The sequence below is a fragment of the Streptomonospora wellingtoniae genome, assembly GCF_031845375.1.
GTDB classification, from domain to species: Bacteria; Actinomycetota; Actinomycetes; order Streptosporangiales; family Streptosporangiaceae; genus Streptomonospora; species Streptomonospora wellingtoniae.
The window spans coordinates 1-19,974 of record NZ_JAVREK010000027.1 but is presented as its reverse complement, the minus strand read 5'-3'; the positions used below and the strand labels follow the sequence as shown (position 1 = coordinate 19,974).

The following is a 19,974-nucleotide window of genomic DNA, read 5'->3' as shown; positions in this document are numbered from 1 at the left end:
GCGCCTCAGTGTCAGCAGGTGCCGGCCCAGGTGCACTCCAGGTCGGCGGCGGGGGAGTCGGGCGCCGTGCGCTGCGCTGCCAGAGGGCGGGCGGCCTCGACCGTGCCGCCGCGGGTGAACTCGGCCAGGCGCACGGCGATCGCGTCCTGGATGTCCCGCGGCGCGGCGCCGTCGTAGCCGTTGTTGATGATCGAGAAGACCAGGCGCTCCCCGCCGGCGGTGGTCACATACCCCGACAGCGCGCTGACACCGCTGAGCGTGCCGGTCTTGGCCCGCACGTTGCCGGCGGCCGCAGTGTCGCCCATGCGGCCGGACAGGGTGCCGCCGACCATGTGCTCGGGGGCGCCCGCCAGCGGCAGCGCGTCCCGCCAGGTCCCGAACCACGGCTGGTGGCGCACCCGCTCCAGCAGCCGCACGGTCGTGGCGGCGGTCAGCCGGTCCGTTCGTGCCAGGCCGGAGCCGTCGTCCAGCTCGACGGCGTGTGTGCTCACGCCGAGGCGGTGCAGTGCCCGGGTCGCCACAGCGATGCCCGCCTCCCAGCTTCCCTCGCCGGCGGCCTCGCGGCCCATGGCCTTCGTCAGGATCTCGGCGTGGCCGTTGTTCGACAGCTTCAGGAACGGTGTCAGCAGCTCGCCCAGCTCAATGGAGGAGCGCTCGGCGACGGGCGCCGACCGCTGCGGAGCGGTTCCGCGCCCCACGCCGCCGGCCACCTTGACGCCGTGCTCCTCCAGGGACGCGGCGAAGAGGTGTGCGGCGTGGTCGGTGGGCTCGTCCACGGTCCGCAGCGTGGAGTAGGTCCGCCCGACCGGCAGCGTGCCCTCGGCGGTGAAGTCGTTGGTGTCGGGCTTGCGGGACACGCCGAAGGTGGAGGAGGCGCCGGCGGCGCCGGTCGCCGCCTCGTTGGCGAGGCTGAGGTTGTCGGTCATCGGCGACAGCGCGGCGTCGACGGCGTCTCCCGGAGCTGCGCCGGGGGTGGCGTCGACGTCGACCACGCCGGTGTCGTAGTCGCTGTTGGCGGCCAGCGTGAGCGCCGAGATCTGCGCCGAGTAGTAGTAGGGCCGGTCGGCGGGGTCCCACGCGGGGGAGAGGCGCTCGGCGTCGAACCACGTGTCGTCGGCGACCAAGTCGCCGGTCACCTCGGTGACACCGGAGTCGGCCACCTCTGCGGCGAGGTCGTCGACGGCGCCGGCGGTGAGCGTTGGGTCGCCGGTGCCGACCAGGTGCAGGTCGCCGTCGACGACGCCGTCGCCGGGGTCCTCGCCTGCGGAGACGGTGGTGGTGAAGCGGTAGTCGGCGCCCAGGACCTCCATCGCGGCGGCGGAGGTGAGCAGCTTGGCGTTGGATGCGGGGATCAGCTCGGTTCGGGCGCTGTCGCGGTAGAGCACATCGCCGCGGGTGAGGCTGCGCACCAGGACACCCGACGTCGCACCCTCCAGGCGCGAGTCGGCGAGCAGGGAGTCGATGTCGGAGCGGAGGTCGGCGACGCCGGCGGCGGCTTCGGCCGCGGCCGGCGCGGCTCCGGCGGCCAGCAGGGCGGCGCTCGCCGCGGCCGCGACGGCGGCCGAACCGGCGCGGACGGCGGTGCGGCGCGGGCGCGGCGCGCTGAGCGGGACAGACGCAGGGCGGTTACGTTTCGCCATGGTGACGTAACCTACAGCAGTCGCGTGCCTCGGGAAAGCAGGCCGCACAGGCCGCCGCTGACCGCACCGCCTTCGCGCGAGTCCGGTCCGGCGAGGGCCTTCACAGGCCGCCGCGGACCCCTGCCGGGCGTGAGGGATGTCTCGGTGCGCGCCGGACGCGGAACCGCGCCGCCCGTCTCGGGACTAGTAGGACCGGGCGCGCTTGTACACCTCGCGGGCTGCGCCGCCGAGGTGGGGACCGTAGTGGGTGCGGCTGTCGTCGGCGTACTTGAAGCTGGTCACCGAGACCAGTGTCCCCTTGCCCGATTCCTCGTCGAAGCGGTCGAACCACGGGCCCCCGCTCGAGCCCTGGGTCATCCTGCAAGCCATGCCCTTGGCGGTGGTGCCGCCTTCGTCGTCGACGGTGGAGCCCGAGCAGTAGTGCAGCCGTCGGCCCTGGTACCTGCCGGTGGCCGGGTAGCCGAACGAGAACGTGGGGTCGGTCGGCTCGACGCCGAAGGCGATGGGCTGGGCGCCGACCTGGTCCTGGACATGGGCGCCGTCGGAGCGGTTGAGCACCGCCATGCCGAAGTCGTAGCTGTCGTCGGCCCCGTCGGCCCACTGCGGTGCCACGAACATCTGCCGGGCGGTGTAGCGGCCGTGCGGGCTGTCGCCGTCGTCGTAGCCGGGGACGAAGGCCCAGTTGGCCGCCCACGGGCCGGTGCCGTCCTTGAGGCAGTGCCCGGCTGTGATGACGGTGTCGCGGTTGTCGGCCGACACGACCGAGGCCGTGCAGGTGGAGTCGCGCCCGTCGAAGGTGAGGAAGACCTTGCCTGTGGTGCGGGCCACGCGACCGCCGCCCCGCCAGGGCTTGCCCGTGCTTGAGCCGCCGGCCGCCTGGTGTTGGGCATCACCGGTGCTCGGCAGCGGGCCGTCGGCGAGGTCGTTGGGATATGGGGCCAACGGCGTCGCCTCGGCCATGCGCTGCCGGGTCCAGTAGGCCAGCACCTCGGGGTGCTCGTCGGTACCGGCGGCGGCCTGCCGTACGACGCCGTCCTGCCTGCGGTCGGCGGGCGCTGCCCGGTAGAGCGCGTCCTGCGGAGGGGCCGCGGCCTCCGCGGCGGCGCCGGCCTGGGGCTCGCCGACGGCGCCACCGGCGGGTTCGACTCCAAGAACGCCGGCTAGCGCCGTGACAGCGCTGAGCAGGATGCCGACGAGCTTATGGGAGACGAGTGAGTGCATGGCCCCGGAGCATGACACACTTTCTGTGTTCGGATGACTACCACGGGCATGTGCGGCGGGTCGGTGGGCTCCTGTTTCGGCTGCGCCCACGGCCCCTGTGAGGACGGCGCCGAGCGGCCCGCGGACATGGGCGACAATGGCAGTGTGCGAATCGCGGAGAAGCTGCTTGCGGACGTCCCTGCCCAGCGCCGGCGCGAGGTGGTGGTCCTCGGCTCCACCGGCTCGATCGGGACCCAGGCTGTCGAGGTCGTCACCGCCGATCCCGACCGCTTCCGCGTGGTCGGCCTGGCGGCCGGTGGCGGCAGGGCCGACCTGCTGGCCGACCAGGCAGCGGCGCTGGGCGTCGAGGCCGTGGCCGTGGCCGACCCCCGGGCGGCCGAAGGGCTGTCCGCGCGCCTGCGGGAGCGTGGATCGGCGGCCAAGGTCCTGGCCGGCGCCGAGGGCGTGGCCGAGCTCGCGGCCTGGGAGTGCGACGTCGTCCTGAACGGCATCACCGGCGCGCTGGGCTTGGAGTCCACGCTCGCGGCGCTGCGTGCCGGGCGTCTGCTGGCGCTGGCCAACAAGGAGTCGCTGATCATCGGCGGGCCGCTGGTGCGCCAGGCGGCCCAACCCGGCCAGATCGTGCCGGTCGACTCCGAGCACTTCGCCCTTGCCCAGTGCTTTCCGCGCGCCGCGCCCGGCGAGCTGGCCAGCCTCGCCCAAGGGCAGGTCGCCGCCCCGCTGGACGAGGTGCGCCGGCTGGTCATCACCGCCAGCGGCGGCCCGTTCCGCGGGCGCAGCCGCGACGGGCTGGCCGGTGTCACGCCCGCCGAGGCCATGAATCACCCCACCTGGGACATGGGGCCGGTGATCACCGTCAACTCCGCCACGCTGGTCAACAAGGGGCTGGAGGTCATCGAGGCGCACCTGCTCTTCGACATACCCTTCGACCGCATCGAAGTGGTGGTGCACCCCCAGTCGGTCATCCACTCCATGGTCGAGTACGTCGACGGCTCCACGCTGGCCCAGGCCAGCCCCCCGAGCATGCGCATCCCCATCGCCTACGGCATCGGCTGGCCCGAGCGCGTGGGCGCGGCGGCGCCGCCGATCGACTGGGCCTCCGCCCATACCTGGACCTTCGCCCCGCTCGACCACGAGGCGTTTCCCGCCGTATCGCTGGCCTGCGAGGTCGGTGCGGCCGGGGGGACCGCGCCCGCCGTCTACAACGCGGCCAACGAGGTCGCCGTGGCCGCGTTCCTCGACGAGAGCCTGGCATTCCCCGCCATCGTGGACACGGTGGCACAGGTAGTCTCAGAACATCGGGCGGGCGCAGCGGCCTCCGACCTGTCGCCGGCCGAGCTCTACGCGGCCGATGACTGGGCGCGCCGCCGCGCCCGCGAGCTGATCGCGCGGGCGGCATGACGAGAGGTACGGGGAGAGTTCCATGGTCACGTTTCTGACCGCGCTCGGGATCGTCCTGTTCTTCCTCGGGTTGCTCCTGTCGATCGCCTGGCACGAGCTGGGCCACCTGGCGACCGCGAAGATGTTCGGCATCCGCTGCACCCAGTACATGGTCGGCTTCGGCAAGACCCTGTGGTCGCGCAAGTGGGGCGACACCGAGTACGGCGTGAAACTCGTGCCCCTGGGGGGCTACGTGCGGCTCGTCGGCATGATCCCGCCCGCGGCCAAGCCCCGCGACAGCTCCGGCAAGCCGATGTCGCGGTGGCGGGCGATGATCGAGGACGCCCGCGAGGCCAACAGCGTCGAGCTCGAACCCGGCGACGAGAACCGGCAGTTCTACCAGCGCGCCCCCTGGAAGCGGATCATCGTCATGGCCGGCGGGCCGGCGATGAACCTGATCCTGGCCGTGATGCTGTTCGCCGCCATCATGATGGGCATCGGCGTCCCCCAGCAGACGACCACCGTGAACACGGTCTCAACGTGCGTGCTGCCGGCCGACGCGGCCACCACCGACTGCCCGCCCGGCGCCGAGCCCAGCCCGGCCATGGAGGCCGGCATGCGGCCGGGCGACGAGATCGTGGCCGTCGCCGGGGAGCCCACGCCCGGCTGGCAGGCCGCGAACTCGGCCATCCGCGAGCACACCGGGCCCACACAGTTCACCGTCGAGCGCGGCGGCGAGCGGCGGACGCTCACCGTCGACCTCATCGAGAACCAGGTCGTCGCGCGCGACGCCGAAGGCGAGATCGTGTACAAGACCGGGCCCGACGGCGAGCCGGTCACCGACGACCGCGGCTTCCGGGTGCCCGCCACCGAGACCGCCGGGTTCCTGGGCATCACCTTCGCGCAGGAGCGCAGCCCGCTGACCGTGGGCGAGTCGGCCGAGCGCATGTGGGCGTCGGTCGTGGGGGTGGCCGACGCCCTGATCGGACTGCCCGCGAAGGTCGACGACGTGTTCCGCGCCGCCTTCCTCGGCGAGGAGCGGACCGTCGACTCCCCCGTGGGGATCGTGGGCGCCTCGCGCATCGGCGGCGAGGTGCTGGCGCAGCCCATTCCGATGACCGACCGCGTGGTGTTCCTGGTCAACATGCTCGCCGGGGTCAACCTGTTCCTGTTCGCGTTCAACATGGTGCCGATCCTGCCGCTGGACGGCGGGCACATCTTCGGTGCGCTGTGGGAGTGGGTGCGGCGCGGCTTCGCGCGCCTGTTCCGCCGCCCCGACCCCGGGCCCTTCGACGTGGCGCAGCTGATGCCGGTCGCCTACATAGTCGTGGCCTGCTTCGTGGTCTTCAGTGTGATGCTGCTCGTCGCCGACGTGGTCAATCCGGTGCGTCTCACGCAGTGACCCGGCGCCGACGGCCCCGGCTGCCGCAGGCAGCCGCGGCCGTCGGCGCGGAGGTCCCGAAATGCGGTGGACGTCGACCATGCCCGTGATCGCGCGCTATCGTGCCGCCTGTGACGCATGGGGCCTGCGGGAACCGAGTGAACGTCCACTGCCGAACCCGCGTGCTCCCTTCGCCCCGCTTCGCCGGTGATCTCCGGAATGCGATGCGGGGCGAATCACCGCAATCACGCTGCGAACGGTCACCCTCTGTTCTCTTGGTCACGGCGTAACGTCCTGCTCGATACGGGTAGCCTTGGCAGCGTGTCGGAGCGCCCGGACTCTGGTCCCGGCGCCCCCGGCGGCGGCTCCTCGCTGTCCGCTGCCCAGATTTCAAACCGACTTCTAACGACGCTGCCGGCCGAGCCCCCGGCAGCCGTGAGGTGAAAACGCGTGACCGTCGATCTTGGAATCCCCGCCGCCCCGCCCCGTCCGCTCGCTCAGCGGCGGAAGTCGCGGCAGATCATGGTCGGCAACGTACCGGTCGGTGGGGACGCCCCGGTTTCCGTGCAGTCGATGACGACCACCGTCACGTCCGACATCAACTCGACCCTGCAGCAGATCGCCGAACTGACGGCGTCGGGTTGCCAGATCGTGCGCGTCGCGGTGCCCAGCGCCGACGACGCCGAGGCGCTGCCCATCATCGCCAGGAAGTCCCAGATCCCGGTCATCGCCGACATCCACTTCCAGCCCAAGTACGTCTTCGCCGCGATCGAGGCCGGCTGCGCCGCGGTGCGGGTCAACCCCGGCAACATCCGCAAGTTCGACGACCGCGTCGGCGAGATCGCCCGGGCCGCGAGCGACGCCGGCGTGCCCATCCGCATCGGCGTCAACGCGGGGTCGCTGGACAAGCGGCTGCTGGAGAAGCACGGCAAGGCCACCCCCGAGGCGCTGGTGGAGTCCGCGCTGTGGGAGTGCTCGCTGTTCGAGGAGCACGGCTTCCGCGACATCAAGATCTCGGTCAAGCACAACGACCCGGTCGTGATGATCAACGCCTACCGCCTGCTGGCCGAGAAGTGCGACTACCCGCTGCACCTGGGCGTCACCGAGGCCGGGCCCGCCTTCCAGGGCACCGTCAAGTCCTCGGTGGCCTTCGGTGCGCTGCTGGCCGAGGGCATCGGCGACACCATCCGGGTGTCGCTGTCGGCCCCGCCGGCCGAGGAGGTCAAGGTCGGCAACCAGATCCTGGAGTCGCTGGGCCTGCGCGAGCGGGGCTTGGAGATCGTCTCCTGCCCCAGTTGCGGGCGCGCCCAGGTCGACGTCTACAAGCTCGCCGACGAGGTCACCGCCGGCCTCGAAGGCATGGAGGTCCCGCTGCGGGTTGCCGTCATGGGCTGCGTGGTCAACGGCCCGGGCGAGGCCCGCGACGCCGACCTCGGTGTGGCCTCCGGCAACGGCAAGGGCCAGATCTTCGTCAAGGGCGAGGTCATCAAGACCGTGCCCGAGTCCCAGATCGTCGAGACGCTGATCGACGAGGCGATGCGCATCGCCGAGGGCATGCAGTCCGACGGCGCCGAGCCCGGCGAGCCCTCGGTCTCGGTCGCGGGCTGAGCCCGCGCGGCCGGCGCAGCACCGGTCGCGCCGTTCGCAGCACCCCGGCGGGCACCGCGCCCTCCGGGGTGTTCGACGCAGCGGGCCGCCGGCATCGGATCGCCCCGGTCAGGCCCGCCGTGTCGCTTCCGCATATCCCGGTCGGCTACGGAGAGAATTCGTCCGGTGACACGAAGTCGAGGAGGTGGGGCGTGGCTTCTTCCCGATGGGCCGCCGCGGCGGCGGCGCACACGGCGGCGCTGGCGACGGTGGCGCTGGCCCTGGTGCCGGGAACGGCCGCGGCCGCGAACGCGCCGCAGCAGCGGCTGGACTGGGGCGACTGCTCCGGGCTGGAGGCGCCCGAAGGCGTCCCGATGAGCTGCGCCAGGCTGACCGTCCCCCTCGACCGCGGCGCGCCTGCCGGGCAGCGCGGCACCGCCGAACTGGCGCTCTCCCGCGTGCCCGCGCGCGAGCAGCGCACCGGGACCCTGGTGGTCAATCCGGGCGGGCCGGGCAGTCCGGGCCGGACCTGGGCCGCCCGCACCGCGGCGTCCCTGCCGGGCGACCTGCGCGACCACTACGACGTCGTGGGCTTCGACCCCCGCGGCACCGGAGCCGCCACGCCCGCGGTCTCCTGCGACACCGGCTACTTCCAGGCGCCCCGCCCCGACACCGTTCCGAAGACGGCAACCGACTCCGCCGCTCTGGTCGACCGGGCCGCCGACTATGCAGCGGACTGCGCCCGCTCTACCGGCGGCGACCTGCTGGAGCACATGAGTACCGTCGACTCCGCCGACGACATCGACGCCATTCGCGCCGCCTTGGGCGTCGAGCGCGTGGACTACCTCGGCTACTCCTACGGCACCCTGCTGGGCGCGGTCTTCGCCACCCGCCATCCCGACCGGGTGCGCCGCCTGGTCCTGGACAGCGTCGTCGCCCCGGGCCGCCCCTGGTACCAGGCCAATCTGCGGCAGAGCCGGTCGCTGGACGAGGCCGCGCAGAACTTCTTCGCCTGGACGGCGCGCCATGACGACGCCTACGGCCTGGGCGACACCGCCGGCGAGACCGCCGAGGCCTACTACGGCACCCGCTCGGACCTGGCCGAGGCCCCCGCCCAGGGCACCGTCGGACCGACCGAGCTGGAGAACACCTACCTCACCGCCGCCTACTCCTCGGCGACCTGGCCCGAGCTGGCGCGCGCCCTGTCCGACCACGCCCGCGGCGACGCCGCCGGACTCGCCGAGGTCCACCGCACGTACGGCGAGAGCGCCGAGAGCGACGCCTCCTACGGCGCCTATCTCGCCACCCAGTGCACCGACTCCCGGTGGCCGCGCGACACGCGTACCTGGCTGGAGGACGGCGAGGAGGCCCACGCCGACGCGCCGTTCCAGGGATGGAACAATATTTGGTACAATATGCCGTGCGCGTTCTGGTCCGCCCCCGACGGCACCTGGCCGACCGTGGACGGCGGCGGCATCAGCGGCGCCCTGCTGGTGCAGGCCGAGGACGACGGCCCCACGCCGGTCGGGGGCGCCTTCGCGATGCGCGACCGCTTCCCCGGGGCCCGGCTCGTGCTGGAGCGCGCGGGCGTCTCCCACGGCGTAGCGCTGGGCGGCAACCCCTGCGTCGACGGCGCCGTCGCCGACTACCTGCGCGACGGCACACTGCCCCCGGCCGGCGGACCGGATGCGGCCGACCTCGTCTGCCCCGCTTCCCCCGAACCCGAACCCGCAGCCGCGCCCGGCGACACCCCCGGTTCCCGCGAACCGCAGGCCGCGCCGGCCCTACTGCGCCCGTGACCGCCCGACCCGGCACCCGGCCGGTCCGCGTGCGGACGAGCCGCGCTCGCACCGGGAGCGGTGCGCTGTCCGCGGTCGATTAGTCTGGGAAGCGAGGAACATGACTGTTCACGGCGCGGGCCCGACCCACCAGGCCGCTGACCGGCGGCCGAGCGCGCACGGCGGGGCCGCCCGCTACCGGACGGGGTGATGCGGGTGCTGCGGACCTCATCGGTGCGTGTGCTCGACGAGCGCGACCGCGACAGTGTCCAGGCCCTGCTCGACGCCGACCCCGTGGGAAACGTCTTCGTCAGCTCGCGCTTGCGCAGCGGCGGCATCGACTCCGGTCGGCTTGGCGCCGAGCTGTGGGGATATATCGAACGCGGCCGCATCACGGCGCTGTGCTACGCCGGCGCCAACCTGGTCCCGGTCGACGCCGGACCCGACGCCGTGCGCCAGTTCGCCGAGCACGCCCGCTGGCAGGGGCGGCGCTGCTCCTCCATCGTCGGCCCGGTGGACCCCGTGGCCGACCTGTGGGCCCGCCTCAGCCCCGCCTGGGGTCCGGCCAGGACCATCCGCGAACGGCAGCCGGTCATGGAGATCTCCCAGCCGTCCCGGCGCGAGCCGGACCCGCTGGTGCGCCGCGTCACCCCCGGCGAGATCGGTATCCTGCTGCCGGCCTGCGTGGCGATGTTCACCGAGGAGGTCGGCGTCCCGCCCGACTCCGGCGACGGCGGCTCGCTCTACCGGGCCCGGATCGAGGAGCTGGTGCGCACCGGCCGCGCCTTCGCCCGCATCGAGGACGGCCGGGTGGTGTTCAAGGCCGAGATCGGCGCGGTGACTCCGTACGCCTGCCAGGTGCAGGGCGTGTGGGTGCACCCGGCGCTGCGCGGGCGCGGCCACTCCGTCCCCGGCATGGCCGCCGTGGTGCGCTACGCCCTCGCCGAGATCGCGCCGCGGGTGACCCTCTACGTCAACGACTTCAACAGCCCCGCCCGCGCCGCCTACCGCGCGGTGGGGTTCCGCGAGGTAGGGGCGGTGCGCTCGGTGCTGTTCTAGCGGCGGGCGGTGCCGCGGCGCCCGCGGAGCCCGGGCCGCCACCCGCAGGGGGCGGAACAGGTCGGGGACCGCGGCGGCCGAGGCGCCGCGGTCCCCGTGCCCACTGCGCCGGGTCCCGGCCTGCTCAGTCGCGGCCCGCGGCGGAGGTGCCGGCGGAGGGGGACTCCGGCTGCTGCACCTCGCCGACGGACAGCTCGAAGTCGGGCGTGTCGGCGATCAGCGCCTGGGTGTAGGAGTGCGTCGGGCTGGACATCACCGTGCCCACGTCGCCGTACTCGACGATCTCGCCCTTGTTCAACACCGCCACCCGCTGGGCGATGTTGGAGACCAGTGCGATGTTGTGCGTGACGAACAGCAGTGCCATCCCGTCGCGCTGCAGGTTGCGCAGCAGCTCTACGATCTCGGCCTGCACCGACACGTCCAGCGCCGACGTGATCTCGTCGCAGATCAGCAGGTCGGGTGTCGTGGCGATCGCACGGGCGATGGAGACCCGCTGGCGCTCGCCGCCGCTGAGCTGGTCCGGGTAGCGGTTGCCGTAGGACGCCGGCAGCGCGGCGCGCTCCAGGGCGTTGTCCACGATCCCGTCAGGGGCGGCCGGCTTGCCCACCAGGTGGGTATAGGGCGCCAGGATCAGGTCGCGCACGCGCTTGCGCGGGTTCAGCGCCTCGTAGGGGTTCTGGAAGACGTACTGCACCCGGCGGCGCTGCTCGGCGGTGCGCCGGTAGCTGCTGGTGGTCAGCTGCTCGCCGTCGAAGACCGCCTCACCGCTGAACTGGTGGTGCAGGCCCACCAGCGACCGCGACAGCGTGGTCTTGCCCGACCCCGACTCGCCGAGCAGCGCGACGCACTCGCCGCGGTCGACGTCGATGTCGATGCCGCTGAGCACCGTCGTCGAACCGTAGCCCGCCCGCAGGCCCCGCACCCGCAGAAGCGGCGCCGGAGCGTCCTCGGCGGCTTCGGCCGGGTCGGCGTGCCCCTCGGTCTTGAGCAGCGGCACCGCGCGCAGCAGCTGCATCGTGTACGGGTGCTGCGGGTCGGCCAGCACCCGGGCGGCAGGACCGTGCTCGACGACGTCGCCCTTGTACATCACCGCGAGGTCGTCGGCGAGGTCGGCCACCACCGCCATGTCGTGGCTGATGTAGACACCGGCGGTGCCGTACTCGCGCGTCATCCGTCGGATGGTCTGCAGCACGTGCGCCTGGGTCGTGACGTCGAGTCCGGTGGTGGGCTCGTCCATCACGATCAGGTCGGGGAAGGCGATGAACGCCATGGCGATGGCCACGCGCTGCTGCTGCCCGCCGGAGAGCTGGTGCGGGTAGCGGCGCAGGAACTTGTCGTCCTCGGGAAGGGCGACCTCGCGCAGCACCTCGCGGACGCGGGCATCGGTGTCCGAGACCGCCGTGGCGCCCTCGGGCTCCGCACCGCCGGTCGCGTCGTGCAGTGCCTCGCGCAGCTGGGTTCCCAGCCGCAGCGCGGGGTTGAGCGCCGAGGCGGGGGACTGCGGGATGTAGGCGACCGCGCGCCCGCGCATCGCACGGACGTCCGCGTCGCTGCGGCCCAGCAGCGGCTCGCCGGAGAGCGTGATCCCGCCCGAGGTGACCTCGGTGGCGCGCTTGCAATGAGCGAGCAGTGCCAGGCCCAGGGTCGTCTTGCCCGACCCGGACTCGCCGACCAGGCCCAGGATGTCGCCGCGGCGCACCTGCAGGGAGATGTCGGAGATGATCTCGACGTCGGAGGGCCGGCCGATGACCGTCAGCCCGTCGACCCGGAGCGCCGTGCGCTCCTCCTCTTCGGCGTTGTGCTGGGCGGTGTCCTGGATCGTCATTGCTTCTCCACCCCGCGATCGATACCGATCGACGCTCGCGAGAGTCCGTCGGTTATGAGGTTGGCCCCGATGGTCAGCAGCGCCACCGCTGCGACGGGCAGGACCACGGACCAGGGCTGCACGGTGACCGCGATCCGGTTCTCGTTGATCATCAGTCCCCAGTCGGCCGTGGGCGGCTGGAGGCCCATGCCGAGGAAGCTCAGCGTGGCGATCAGGCCGACCGAGTAGGTGATCCGCAGACCCAGCTCGACCAGCAGCGGGCTGGTGATGTTGGGCAGGATCTCGGCGGTCATGATGCGCCAGCGGGGCAGGCCGATTGCCTCGGCGGACTTGACGAAGTCCTGCTCGACCACCTTCAGCGTCGCTTCACGGGCCACGCGCGCCACCCGGCAGGCGTGGGAGACGCCGATCAGGGCGACGATCAGCCACACCTGCGGGCCGATGATCGACATGACGAGCAGGGCGAGGACCAGCTGCGGGAACGCCAGCGCCATGTCGTTGACGCGCATGATGGCCTCGTCCAGCCATCCGCGCTGGTAGCCGGCGATGACGCCGAGCACGGTGCCCAGCAGGACGCCGCCCAGTGCGGCGGAGACCGCGATGGAGATCAGCGTGTACCCGCCGTGCAGGAACCGGCTGAGCACGTCGCGGCCGATGCCGTCGGTGCCGAAGACGGTGCCGTCCACGGAGGCCCGGTTGGGGATGCCCACGAGCTCGGTGGGGGAGTACGGGCTGACGAACGGCCCGATGACGGCTATCAGCACGATCACGCCGACAAGGGTCACTCCGACCTTGGTGCGCCCGTGCCGCCACGCAGCGCGGAACAGCCCTTCACGTCGCTGCGGGGAGCCGGGTGCGGCCGCCGCGGCCTCGGGTGCGGGAGCGGTTGCTGTACTCATCGGGCGGACACCCTCACCTTCGGGTTGGCTGCCAGACCCACGACGTCGGCCAGCAGGTTGACCACGATGTATACCGCGGCGATCAGCAGCGTGATCGCCTGGATGACCGGGATGTCGCGGGTGGAGATGGCGTCCATGAGCGCCAGGCCGATGCCGGGGAACGCGAACAGGAACTCCACCGCCACCACACCGCCGGCGAGCCAGCCGAGCTGGACGGCGATCACCTGGGCGACGGGGCCGATGGCGTTGGGAGCGGCGTGGCGCCAGATGACCACCCGCTCGGAGAGGCCCTTCAGCCGGGCCTGCTGGACGTACTCGCTCTCCAAGACCTCGATCATCGAGGCCCGCATCATCCGGACGATGGGAGGGCTCACCGCGATCGCCAGGGTCAGTACGGGCAGGATGAGCTGCACCGGATCGGCGAGGACCGCGCTCGCGGTGCCCGCGAACACGGGTGGGAGCAGGTGCAGCCAACCGGTCGACAACGCCAGGATCAGCAGAATGCCGACCGCGAACTCCGGAAGCGAGGCCAGCACCAGTGAGACCATCGAGGTCGCGTGGTCGGCGGCGCGGTCGCGGCGGATGGCGCTGAGCGCGCCGAGCAGCAGCGCGATCGGTGTGGCGAGCAGGGCGGACAGCCCCAGCAGCGTCAGGCTGCCGGCCACCCGCGGCCCCAGGTACTCGGCGACCGGGCGGGCGTTGGCGAAGGAGTCGCCGAGGTCGAGAGTGAACACCCCGGCGACCCACTTGCCGTACTGCAGGGCGAGCGGGTCGTTGAGGTTGAGCTGGTCGCGCAGGACGGCGACGCGCTCGGCGGTGGCGTCGCGGCCCAGGATGGCGCGGGCGGCGTCGCCGGGCAGGGCCTGGGTCGCCAAGAAGACGACCAGCGACACCACGAAGAGTGTCAGCAGCCCGTAGCCCAGGCGGTACAGGATCAGACGTGACATGTGTGACGACCTTTGCGAGACATCGGTCAGCGGGGATCGGAGGCGGCACGGCACGGGCGCCGCGCCGCGGGGAGCGGCGCGGGCGCCGTCACTCCTCGATACGGACGCGGTAGAAGCCGTAGGAAGTGAGCGGGTGGCCGGTGGCCGAGGGCTCCAGGCCCTTCACTTTGCGGTGGAAGCCGTCGAGGATGTTGACGAAGCCCCAGATGATGTAGCCGCCGCGCTCGTGCTCGATCTCCATCGCCTTGCGGATCAGCCTGTTGCGCTCGTCGTCGTCGACGGTGGCGCGGGCCTCGCGGACCACCCCCAGCCACTCCTCGTCGTCCCAGTGGGTCTCGTTGAACGCCGCATTGGGCATCGACCCCTGCGCCGCCTGGGAGAGGTAGTTCCGGGTGCTCCAGAAGTCCTGGGCGAAGGTCCACTTGAGGTAGTTGTCGCCGTAGTACTCCGTGGAGTTGGTCTGGTTGAGCTGGACGGTCACGCCCGCCTTGCTCGCCTGCTCCTTGAACACCTGCGCGGCGGCCTCGGCTCCGGTGCTGATGGGGCCGGTGACCAGCGTCACTTCCAGGCCGTCGCCGTGGCCGGCCTCCTCCAGCAGCCGCTTGGCCTCGGCGATGTCCTGCTCGCGCTGGTCGGGCAGCTTCTCCTCGTCGTAGGCGGGGTCGAAGCGCCCGTAGAGGTCGTTGGCGACGCTGCCGTACCCGGCCAGGGCCTGGTCGACCATCTGCTGGCGGTCGACGATCAGCCGGAAGGCCTGGCGCACGCGGACGTCGTCGAAGGGGGCCTTGTCCACGCGCATGGTGAACGGAACCCACATGCCGGTCTCGGACTCCAGGGTCCGGATGTTGGGGTTGGCCCGCACGACTTCGATCTGGCTGGGCGGAAGCTGGCTGATCGCGTCGACCTGGCCGCCGAGGAGCGCGTTGACGCGCGCGGTCTCGTCGGGGAAGTTGACGATCTCCAGTTCCTCCAGCTGGGGTGCGCCCTTCCAGAAGCCGTCGAACTTGGTGAAGAGGCTGCGCTGGCCGGGCGTGAACTCGGCGAACTTGAACGGCCCCGCGCCGACGGGCTTCTCGGGGTCGTACCCCTCGGGCACGAGCCCCATGGAGTACTCGGCCAGCAGGTCCAGCAGCATGACGTAGGGCTCGCTGAACGGGAGCTCCACGGTGTGTTCGTCGACCCGCTTGAGGTCGTCGCGCTTCAGGGTCGACAGCTGCTCGCTGTTGACGGCCAGCGCATCGGGGTCGGTGAGCCTCCGCATCGTGAAGATCACCGAGTCGGCGTTGATCGGCGAGCCGTCGTGGAAGGTGAGGCCCTTCTTCAGGGTCACCGTCCAGACGGTGGCGTCGTCGTTGGGCTCGACCGACTCCGCAAGCGCCATCTGGATCGAGTAGTCGGTCTCGAAGTAGCACAGGCTGGCGTAGAGGTTGTGGCAGCGGGCGATGTCGGTGTTGTCGGTCGGCGTGTGCGCGTCCAGGGTGTCCTGTGCCGATCCGCCGGCCACGCCCACGCGCAGCCGCTTGCTGCCGGCCTCGCTGGAACCGCCACCGCCGCACGCCGCGAGGGCGGGGACGACGACGGCACCGGCGGCGCCGGCCTTCAGAACGTTTCGGCGGGTGGGAGGAGCCTCGGTTCCCGGATGATCGCTGTCGACAGAGGGCGGCACGGGACCTCGATTCGGTTGGGGATCGGACACGGCGCCGGTCCGCCGACCAGGCCCCCCGCGGGGAGAGAGTCGGTTGCAGCGGTCGCGCCGGCCGGCGCAGAAGGGGGGAGCACGCCGACCGTTCGATGGTTGTCACCGGAAACACGCACGTCAACCCGTGTTCAATCGGTCACTTACCGTGATTCGAGAGTCCCTGCCACCGCTATTGCAGTTTGATCACCCAACGTCACAATTTCGCTTCCCACCTGCGAATTTGCGATAATCGCAACACCCACCGCGCGTACCGAACCGCAGGCGGGTCGAGCGTCGTTCGCGGGGTGGAAAATGTCAGTTCCGTGCTCGGTTTCGTGATGCAATCGATACACACGGGAAGTCAAGTCTTGTTGTTTGATGACCGAAATGCGTGATTTGTCGGATTGATTGGAGCAGTGCGGACGTTCGGTCGCCCGGCCAGTCGCCTCAGGACCGCAGCGGCGCGGGTCCCCGGCGGCGGGGGCGCCCTTCGCCCCGGTGCGAAGGGCGCCCCCGCGGCTCCGGCCGGCGGCCGGAGCCGACCGCCGGGTATCGGGGCCGCTCAGGCCCGCTGCGCCTCCAGCGCCTCGGGGCCCATCACGAAGTCCGGGTCGATCTGGGACTCCAGGTCCGCGCCGGTCGCGGCGTCGGCCCACCTGCGCGCGTTGCGTACGTGGAACTCGGCGCTCTGCCGGGTGAAGCGCGCCCAGTCCTTCTCCGCCGCGTCGACGCTGTCGCGCATCCACCCCAGCGTCTTGACGTTCTCCTCTTCCAGTTCCGACAGGTCGGGCTGGCGGCCCTTCTCCATGGCGCGCACGAACGGCGAGTGGCCGAAGGTCGCCGCCAGCGCTGTCCCCACGTGCTCGCGCAGGAACTCCACGTCGGAGTCGTCCTGGACCTTGTTGCCGATCACACGGATCTCGACGCCGTGGTCGCGGGCGTACTCGGCGTACTGGCGGTAGACCCCCACACCGCGCAGCGTCGGCTCGGCCACCAGGAAGGTGACGTCGAAGCGGGTGAACAATCCCGAGGCGAAGGAGTCGGCGCCGGCGGTCATGTCCACGACGGCGTACTCGCCGGGGCCGTCGACCAGGTGGTTGAGGTACATCTCGGCGGCGCCGACCTTGGAGTGGTAGCAGGCCACCCCCAGGTCGTCCTCGCTGAACGGCCCGGTCACCATCAGCGTCGCGCCGGATGCGGGCAGGCCGAAGCGGCTGTGCAGCGGATTCCGCGACGACATGTCCAGCAGCCGCGAGCCGCGCCCGGGAGGCGTGGTCTTGACCATGGCCTCGGCCGACGCGATCCGAGGGTTGTCGCCGCGCAGGAGCACTTTGATCTCGTCCAGGTGCGACCCGAGCGGCGGGATCCGCGCCAGGTCGTCGGCCGGCGCCCCCAGTGCGGCGCCCAGGTTCTGGTTGATGTCGGCGTCGACCGCGACGACCGCCGCGCCGGCTGCGGCCAGGTAGCGGGTGAACAGGGCCGACAGCGTCGTCTTTCCGCTGCCGCCCTTGCCGGCGAACGCGATTTTCACAGGTGGCCTCCTCCTGGTCGTGTCCGGTATTGCGGACGCTTTCGAGCAGGGCTCCGCTCTTGGCGGAGTCCACGGTAATGGAAACGATTATCGTTGCTGAACTGCCGCCTGTCAGGTAATTCACCCGATCGTGTCCTGGCGGCCCGCTGCGGCACGTATCATGAATGCGCAGGTCAAAGGGTTTTCTCTGGTTCCGTCGGCCGTGCCCCGGAGTGAATCGCCACCGACACGGAACCGTGTTCTGCGGGGTATGCGGGAGTGATCGCGGCCGGATGTGCTGTCCTGGTGGAGGTGTGGCGTTGTCTAAGGTGAGGCCGTCGGCTGTCGCCCGGTGGTGATGGGGAGTGAGACGGGAATGAGCGATTCGCAGCGACTCCGGGAACACGCCGCTGCCGACGCAGCCGCCTCCGACGCCTGCTCCGGCACCCGCCGGGAGCGCGGCGCGGACTCCTCCGCTGCGATCGAGGCCGAGGCGCTGGAGTCCGGCGAGCACTCCCGAACTGCGACCGACCACACCGTCTGGAGCTGCGTCGGCAACCTCACCGCCGTGCGCTCGATCCGCGCCCGCGTGCGCGAGTTCCTGCAGAGGGCCAAGCCGCCGGAGTCCGTACTCGACGACGCCGAGCTGGCTTCCAGCGAGCTCGCCACCAACGCACTGCTGCATTCCCGCTCCGGCCAGACCGGCGGCGTCATGACCCTGTTCATCCGCTCAGAGCGCGACCGCGTGCGCGTCGCGGTCGCCGATCAGGGAGAGAAGGCCCAGCCCGCCGACTCCGCCGACTCGTCCCGCACCGACAACGACGACTACGGGCGCGGCAAGCTCATCATCGAGAGCTGCACAACCCGCAGCGGGGAGTACTGGACCGACACCACCCACGTGGCGTGGTTCGAGATCGACATCGAGCCCCGCGCCGAGCGCTGAGCGGTCCGCGCAGGCGGGCGAGTCGGCAGGCGGTTCCGGCCGCCGGGTCCCCCCCGGCTCGGTGCCCGAACGAAACCGACGAGAGGAGCGCTCGCCGCCGTGACCACCCGGCTCGATCCCGCACTGGCGGACTACCTGGCAGCACAGCCCCGCGTGGTCTGGGACGAATCCCTCGACCTCGCCGCGGAACGCGCCCGCGAACGGGCCGAGAGCCTGGCCGCCCCCCGGCTCGCCGAGCCCGCCGAGATCCGTGACCTGGTGGTCCCCGGCCCCGAAGGCGCGCCCGGTATCGGCGCCCGCCTCTACCGGCCCACCGGCGAGCGGGACCTGCCTCTGACGCTCTACCTGCACGGCGGCGGTTTCGTCGTCGGCGGGCTGGAGACCCACGACAACGCCGTCCGGCTATTGGCCGAGCAGGCCCGCACCGTCGTGGTCGCCGCCGACTACCGCCTCGCCCCCGAGCACACCTATCCGGCGGCCGTCGACGACGCCTACGCGGTCTACCGCTGGGTCCTGGCCGAGGCGGCGGCGCTGGGCGCCGACCCTGGCCGCGTGGCCGTCGCCGGCGACAGCGCCGGCGGCTTCCTCGCCACCCAGGTCGCCTTCATGTCCGCCGAGCGCGGCGATCCCCCGCCCGCCTTCCAGCTGCTGATCTACCCCGCCACCGGTGCCGGCAGCGGCGGTACCGGCCGCGATGCGGAGCCGGGCTCGGCGGGCCTGCGGCCCGAGAACATGGACTGGTACATGAGCAGCTTCCTCGGCGGTTACCCGGCCGAGCGGCTGCCCGCCTACTTCCCCCCGGCCAAGGCGCCCCACCCGGCGACCCAGCCCCCGACGTTCGTGCTCACCGCCGAACTCGATCCGCTGCGCGAGGACGGCGCCGCCTACGCGGAGCTGCTCCGCGAGGCCGGCGTGGACGCCCGGTGGCAGGACAGCCCGGGGCTCGTGCACAGCTTTCTGCGCTTCATGCACGCGGTGCCCGCGGCCCGCGCCGCCGCGCAGCCCGCCTTCGACGCGCTTCGCGCCGCCCTGTACGGTCCCGGTTCTTAGCGGGGTGCCGCGGGGCGGGTCGGCCCCCGCGGGCGCCGGGCCGTGCGGACGCGCGGCGGGGGTTCAGCCGGCGGGGTGCGTGGCGGCGATCCGCTGCGGCGAGGGAGAGCAGCGCACCGTGGCGCCGTGCGCCTCGGCGACGGCGGCGGCCTCGCGCTGGTCGCGTACGGGCGCGACGACCACGGAGGCGCCGGCCCAGAGCGCGGCAGCGCCCAGCACGGCGCGCTCGGACTCGTCGCAGGCGGCGTCCAGCACGACAGTGTCAGTGCAGGTGAGCGCGAGTTCGGCGCTGACCTCGTGGAAGCGCCCCAGCAGCTCGCGGTGGCCGTGCAAGGTGCTCTCGATTCCGGACTCCCCCTCGGAGCAGTCCAGGATCCCGTTGTCGAAGAGCCCGCGCGCGGGGTCGTAACCGCTGCCGTCCGGGCTGGGCAGCAGCAGTTCGCCGAAGGGCGTGGTCTCGGGCGCGTCGCCGAAGGCCACCACCTGGCGCACACGGGAGTGGTCGGCCAGCTCGCGGGCGATCCCCGCCAGCGGCGCCGTCACCAGGATCATCCGGGCGTCCACGGCGGTGAGGATCTCCGTGATCGTCTCCAGGTCGGAGTCGAGGTCCAGCGGCAGGGCCAGCCCGCCCATCGCCATGACGGTGTAGACGGCGGTGAGCCGCTCCGGGCACACCGGCGCCAGCACGCCGACGATGTCGTCGGGGCACATCCCCCGCCTGCCCAGCCCGGCGGCGGCCTGTTCGACGGTGGCGGCGAAGTCCGCGCCCCGGACCGCGGTCCCGCCGGAGTCGGACACCAGCGGCCGGGCCTCGGTGCAGCGCAGTCGCGCGAGCAGCCCGCCGGTCAGCGACCCCACCGGGGCGGCGCCGCCGAGGAAGGGCGGTCGGTCGTCGTCGGATCCGTCGGCCCTCATCGGTCCCCCATCTAGCCGCGATCGCGTGCCGGGCTCGTCACGCCCCCTCCACGTGGCGAGCCCGGCACTCCCGTGCGGCGGGTGTCGTGGGCGCCAGGTGGTGGCCTTCGGCGACGCGCCCGAGACCACGCCCTTCGGCGAACTGCTGCTGCCCACCCCTG

The 19,974-nt window shown here is 72.2% G+C and carries 15 protein-coding genes; 7 read left to right on the top strand and 8 right to left on the bottom strand.

Annotated elements, in window-relative coordinates; genetic code table 11:
* Nucleotides 1–11 precede the first annotated feature (11 nt).
* Nucleotides 12–1,640: a D-alanyl-D-alanine carboxypeptidase/D-alanyl-D-alanine endopeptidase gene (dacB, locus tag RM446_RS21130; protein WP_311547133.1), complete on the bottom strand. Its 1,629-nt coding sequence runs from the start codon at nucleotides 1,638–1,640 to the stop codon at nucleotides 12–14.
* 183 nt (nucleotides 1,641–1,823) lie between these two features.
* Nucleotides 1,824–2,861 (bottom strand): trypsin-like serine peptidase, encoded by a 1,038-nt coding sequence (locus tag RM446_RS21125; protein ID WP_311547132.1) that lies wholly within the window; start codon nucleotides 2,859–2,861, stop codon nucleotides 1,824–1,826.
* A gap of 201 nt (nucleotides 2,862–3,062) precedes the next feature.
* On the opposite strand from RM446_RS21125, the gene dxr reads away from it, so the two are divergent.
* The 5 genes from dxr to RM446_RS21100 all read left to right on the top strand — a co-directional run bounded on the left by dxr (nucleotide 3,063) and on the right by RM446_RS21100 (nucleotide 10,046).
* Complete coding sequence (dxr, locus tag RM446_RS21120) at nucleotides 3,063–4,262, top strand: 1-deoxy-D-xylulose-5-phosphate reductoisomerase (protein WP_311547194.1); 1,200 nt, start codon at nucleotides 3,063–3,065, stop codon at nucleotides 4,260–4,262.
* A 22-nt stretch (nucleotides 4,263–4,284) separates the two neighbouring features.
* Nucleotides 4,285–5,643 carry a M50 family metallopeptidase gene (locus RM446_RS21115; RefSeq protein ID WP_311547131.1) on the top strand — a complete coding sequence of 453 codons (1,359 nt, stop codon included), beginning with the start codon at nucleotides 4,285–4,287 and terminating at the stop codon, nucleotides 5,641–5,643.
* Between the two features lie 429 nt (nucleotides 5,644–6,072).
* On the top strand, nucleotides 6,073–7,230 hold the full coding sequence (ispG, locus tag RM446_RS21110) for a flavodoxin-dependent (E)-4-hydroxy-3-methylbut-2-enyl-diphosphate synthase (RefSeq protein WP_311547130.1): 1,158 nt from the start codon (nucleotides 6,073–6,075) through the stop codon (nucleotides 7,228–7,230).
* A gap of 191 nt (nucleotides 7,231–7,421) precedes the next feature.
* Nucleotides 7,422–9,008 (top strand): alpha/beta hydrolase, encoded by a 1,587-nt coding sequence (locus RM446_RS21105; RefSeq protein WP_311547129.1) that lies wholly within the window; start codon nucleotides 7,422–7,424, stop codon nucleotides 9,006–9,008.
* Nucleotides 9,009–9,203: 195 nt separating this feature from the next.
* Nucleotides 9,204–10,046 carry a GNAT family N-acetyltransferase gene (locus tag RM446_RS21100; protein WP_311547128.1) on the top strand — a complete coding sequence of 281 codons (843 nt, stop codon included), beginning with the start codon at nucleotides 9,204–9,206 and terminating at the stop codon, nucleotides 10,044–10,046.
* A 124-nt stretch (nucleotides 10,047–10,170) separates the two neighbouring features.
* Here RM446_RS21100 and RM446_RS21095 read toward each other — a convergent pair whose 3' ends face one another.
* From RM446_RS21095 to RM446_RS21075, 5 genes are all read right to left on the bottom strand, one after another.
* Nucleotides 10,171–11,871: an ABC transporter ATP-binding protein gene (locus tag RM446_RS21095; protein ID WP_311547127.1), complete on the bottom strand. Its 1,701-nt coding sequence runs from the start codon at nucleotides 11,869–11,871 to the stop codon at nucleotides 10,171–10,173.
* Nucleotides 11,868–12,770, bottom strand: a complete 903-nt coding sequence (locus tag RM446_RS21090) for an ABC transporter permease (protein ID WP_311547126.1) — start codon at nucleotides 12,768–12,770, stop codon at nucleotides 11,868–11,870. Before RM446_RS21090 ends, RM446_RS21095 begins: the two co-directional genes overlap by 4 nt.
* Nucleotides 12,767–13,717: an ABC transporter permease gene (locus tag RM446_RS21085; protein ID WP_311547125.1), complete on the bottom strand. Its 951-nt coding sequence runs from the start codon at nucleotides 13,715–13,717 to the stop codon at nucleotides 12,767–12,769. The genes RM446_RS21090 and RM446_RS21085 overlap by 4 nt, the downstream gene beginning before the upstream one ends.
* 88 nt (nucleotides 13,718–13,805) lie before the next feature.
* Nucleotides 13,806–15,383 (bottom strand): ABC transporter substrate-binding protein, encoded by a 1,578-nt coding sequence (locus tag RM446_RS21080; protein WP_311547124.1) that lies wholly within the window; start codon nucleotides 15,381–15,383, stop codon nucleotides 13,806–13,808.
* A gap of 574 nt (nucleotides 15,384–15,957) precedes the next feature.
* The gene (locus RM446_RS21075; RefSeq protein WP_311547123.1) at nucleotides 15,958–16,926 is read right to left on the bottom strand and encodes an ATP-binding protein; all 969 of its coding nucleotides are present in this window, start codon (nucleotides 16,924–16,926) and stop codon (nucleotides 15,958–15,960) included.
* A 355-nt stretch (nucleotides 16,927–17,281) separates the two neighbouring features.
* Here RM446_RS21075 and RM446_RS21070 point away from each other — a divergent pair, with 355 nt between their 5' ends.
* Together RM446_RS21070 and RM446_RS21065 are read left to right on the top strand one after the other, a co-directional pair.
* Entirely contained in the window at nucleotides 17,282–17,848 is a 567-nt protein-coding gene (locus tag RM446_RS21070) for an ATP-binding protein (RefSeq protein ID WP_311547122.1), read from the top strand.
* 99 nt (nucleotides 17,849–17,947) lie between these two features.
* Nucleotides 17,948–18,898 carry an alpha/beta hydrolase gene (locus RM446_RS21065; protein WP_311547121.1) on the top strand — a complete coding sequence of 317 codons (951 nt, stop codon included), beginning with the start codon at nucleotides 17,948–17,950 and terminating at the stop codon, nucleotides 18,896–18,898.
* Nucleotides 18,899–18,961: 63 nt separating this feature from the next.
* On the opposite strand, the gene RM446_RS21060 is transcribed toward RM446_RS21065, so the two are convergent.
* Entirely contained in the window at nucleotides 18,962–19,813 is an 852-nt protein-coding gene (locus RM446_RS21060; RefSeq protein ID WP_311547120.1) for an AMP-binding protein, read from the bottom strand.
* Nucleotides 19,814–19,974: the final 161 nt, after the last annotated feature.

Coding starts and splice junctions, on each gene's coding strand:
- RM446_RS21125 (WP_311547132.1), bottom strand. CDS start 2,861: ATGCACTCACTCGTCTCCCATAAGCTCGTCGGCATCCTGCTCAGCGCT.
- RM446_RS21070 (WP_311547122.1), top strand. CDS start 17,282: ATGAGCGATTCGCAGCGACTCCGGGAACACGCCGCTGCCGACGCAGCC.
- dacB (WP_311547133.1), bottom strand. CDS start 1,640: ATGGCGAAACGTAACCGCCCTGCGTCTGTCCCGCTCAGCGCGCCGCGC.
- RM446_RS21060 (WP_311547120.1), bottom strand. CDS start 19,813: ATGAGGGCCGACGGATCCGACGACGACCGACCGCCCTTCCTCGGCGGC.
- RM446_RS21090 (WP_311547126.1), bottom strand. CDS start 12,770: ATGAGTACAGCAACCGCTCCCGCACCCGAGGCCGCGGCGGCCGCACCC.
- RM446_RS21095 (WP_311547127.1), bottom strand. CDS start 11,871: ATGACGATCCAGGACACCGCCCAGCACAACGCCGAAGAGGAGGAGCGC.
- RM446_RS21115 (WP_311547131.1), top strand. CDS start 4,285: ATGGTCACGTTTCTGACCGCGCTCGGGATCGTCCTGTTCTTCCTCGGG.
- RM446_RS21085 (WP_311547125.1), bottom strand. CDS start 13,717: ATGTCACGTCTGATCCTGTACCGCCTGGGCTACGGGCTGCTGACACTC.